The organism is Desulfurobacterium indicum, assembly GCF_001968985.1.
Classification (GTDB): Bacteria; Aquificota; Aquificia; order Desulfurobacteriales; family Desulfurobacteriaceae; genus Desulfurobacterium_A; species Desulfurobacterium_A indicum.
In genome coordinates this window covers 1-2,561 of sequence record NZ_MOEN01000053.1, presented here as the reverse complement: position 1 = coordinate 2,561, position 2,561 = coordinate 1, and the positions used below count along the sequence as shown (strand labels likewise).

2 protein-coding genes are annotated in these 2,561 nt (G+C 36.7%); both read left to right on the top strand.

The annotated features are described in order from the left end of the window. Nucleotides 1-2,121, top strand: a 2,121-nt coding sequence (locus tag BLW93_RS08580; RefSeq protein WP_144444041.1) for a glycosyltransferase, incomplete at its 5' end; no start/stop codon positions are given. A 2-nt stretch (nucleotides 2,122-2,123) separates the two neighbouring features. Beyond that, a partial coding sequence (locus tag BLW93_RS08575; RefSeq protein WP_245791970.1) for a transposase occupies nucleotides 2,124-2,561 on the top strand: 438 nt, incomplete at its 3' end.

The window sequence follows — 2,561 nt, the reverse complement described above, 5'->3', positions numbered from 1 at the left end:
TGTAGTTCCATTTTTGCCTCCTGGGGTTGGTATTTGTGGGGTGTTCCCCAGGAGGTTATCCCATTTCTCAAGCTTACACAAAATATCGTACACTACCAAGATGGATGTAAAGTTCATGTATTAGCCATAGACATAACCGAAAAACTCCATGAAGAAATACAATATTTGCGGAACAACATTTATGAACTTGTGGACTTTCTGAACGAAAATAACGTAACATTTATACTTGCACACCCTCTTTATGACATGGACGGAAAACTTTCCCCACACCATGTAGAAAAATTTCTCCTGATGTTTGATAACTGGGAAATATTTAACGGCACAAGGTCAAGACTATCAGCAAATCTCACAAAAAAGCTGACAACATTCTTTAACTGGCAAAAAATAGAAGAGCTGGCAGATAAACACGGTTTTTTAAAAAGGAAAAGAAAAAGAATTGCCTTTACAGGTGGCTCCGATGATCATGGAGGATTTGAAGCTGGCAACACATTTACTTTCGTGAAAAGTGGTACAACAGTTGAAGACTTAAAGCAAGCAATCGAAGAATGTAGAACTGTTCCTTCCGGAAATCACGGCTCACCACAAAAACTTACACACACAGTAATGAACATTGCTTTTCAAGGAACCGCAAAGAACTTCAATATGGGAAACATTAAAGAACTCATATCAGGTCTTCTGACAGAAGAAAAGAGAAAACGTTCTATCAATTGGCTTATAAAATCAGCAAAAAGAGAACAATTCTTCAAGAAGGTAATAGGACAGGAATACGATAATGTAAGAGAGGATGTCCATCAAAAAATTTATAAATTTGTAAACTCAATAGTCCCTTACGCCATAAACAATTTAACCGAAAAAGGAACTGACTTTGAAACATTAACATCATCGGTTGGACTTATAACACTTTCTCTTCTACCCCTTGCCACATATGCAACAACCTACTGGCAAAGGGCTATGGAAAAACGAAAATCGGCAGACCTCTATTTTGAATTAACCGGGAAAGAACATATAGAAGGAAAATTGGCAATCTTTACAGATACATTTTTCGAAATAAACGGCGTAGCACGCACATATCAGAGAATAGCAGATATAGCAAAAGAAGAGAACCTCAATCTACAAATTATTCTAAGCGAAAACAGAAAATGTCCGGAAGATAAACAGATAAAAATATTTAAACCGATAATTTCATTCCCCCTCCCTGAGTACGAAGAACTGCACATAAACATTCCGAATTTTCTTGAAGTCCTAGACTATGTAGAAAGAGAAAATTTCGATGTAATCTACGCAGCAACTCCAGGAGTGCTCGGTTTAACAGCCTTTGCTATTTCCAAAATACTTAATCTCCCTTTTGTATCAACGTTTCACACAGATATTCCAGAATATGTCTATAAATATACAAATGACCACTTAACAAAAGGCGTAATATGGAAGCTACTCAGTGCCTATTATAACTGCTGTGACAGAGTTCTTTCTCCTTCATTCCACTATAGAAATATTTTAATAGAGCATGGAGTAAAAGCCGAAAAGATAAGAGTTTTTAATAGGGGAGTTGACCTTGAAAGGTTTAATCCTTCTTACAAAGATATAAATTTCTGGAAAAGATTTGACAGAAATTACAACGGAGAGAAAGTAATCCTATATGTAGGCAGGGTTTCGAAAGAAAAGGAAATTGATACATTTATCTACGTAGCAAAAAGTATGAAAGACAGAAAAGATTTAAAATTTGTCATAGTGGGAGATGGACCATACAGAAAAGAAGCAGAGAATAAAGCTGAAAACGTTTTATTTACAGGCTACCTCGAAGGTAAAGATCTATCAACTGCATATGCATCATCTTTCCTGTTTCTCTTCCCGAGTACAACAGAAACATTCGGTAATGTAATTTTAGAAGCCTATGCAAGCGGACTTCCTGTAATAGTGTCTAACAAAGGAGCATCCAGAGAAAACGTAATAGACGGAAAAACCGGATTTATAGTAAACTGCTCTCCTGAAGCCTATATAGAAAAAATAACAAGATTACTAGAAGACTCGCAACTATACAGAGCATTGAAAACCAATGCGGAAAACTACGTAAAACAGATGGACTATAAAACTTTACTTGGTAGTGTACGATATTTTGTGTAAGCTTGAGAAATGGGATAACCTCCTGGGGAACACCCCACAAATACCAACCCCAGGAGGCAAAAATGGAACTACAGAAGATTTTACCAGACCTAGTTAAGGAAGTGGTAAAGCAAACCTTAGAGTCAATCATGACGGCTGAAAGAGAAGTGTTTCTTAAAGAACATGGAGGAACAAAGAACGGCTTTTACGTTAGAAACTTAGATACTGTTATCGGTAAGCTTGAAAATCTGAGAATTCCAAGAGATAGAGAGGGAAAATTCAGAACAAAGTTGATAGAACCTTATAGAAGAAGAGATATCAATCTTGAAGACTTAATACTTGGGATGTTTGCCTCTGGTATGAGTGCAAGAGCAGTAGCCCAGGCTCTTGAAAGCGTGTTTGAACTTAAATACTCACCCTCAACCATAAGCAAAATATCGCAGGTAACCTTAGAGGAAATA